Origin of the sequence: Paraburkholderia ginsengiterrae (genome assembly GCF_001645125.1) — a bacterium.
GTDB classification, from domain to species: Bacteria; Pseudomonadota; Gammaproteobacteria; order Burkholderiales; family Burkholderiaceae; genus Paraburkholderia; species Paraburkholderia ginsengiterrae.
In genome coordinates this window covers 1-508 of sequence record NZ_LXKA01000123.1, presented here as the reverse complement: position 1 = coordinate 508, position 508 = coordinate 1, and the positions used below count along the sequence as shown (strand labels likewise).

Genomic DNA, 508 nt, shown 5'->3' with positions numbered 1-508 from the left:
GTACTACGCCGGCGCGAACGCCTGGATCGACGAATTCAGGCGCCTCGCGCTGAACGTTCTGCTGAACGAGCACGTGCTTGTGGATCACGACGGCGCACGCCCTGTTATTGCCTGGGTGACCGATTATTCCGCCGGCCACCATCACCCCGCGCCCCGCCGCCATCCTGCTCCCGCCCTCGCCGGCCCACTCGGCGACCTCCTGACCCATGTGCTCCTCGCCCCCCCCCCACGCTCTGCCGCAGCCGCCCCGGCCACCCGCGTCACCCTGCACCGACACTCCTGTGCTCGCGTCCGCTCTACGAACGCCACTACGCGCGGTCGTCTTGTCGGCTCCAATAACCATATCATCACCCCTATCCCTTCTCGCTTTACCTGCCTAGCTCCCCTCGCCTATGGTCTCAACTCGCTCTTCACGCTCCCATTTGCTCTCAATCCTGTCACCTCTTCGGCGATCACCTCGCCGCCTCTACTTCCTCTCTGTCATCTCTCCGTGTGACCCGTCGTCTTT

General features: G+C 64.4%; 1 pseudogene. It reads left to right on the top strand.

What is annotated here, in order from left to right:
* Window positions 1–268 (top strand): annotated as a pseudogene (locus tag A6V37_RS42160) (metallophosphoesterase); the annotation flags it as partial.
* Window positions 269–508: the final 240 nt, after the last annotated feature.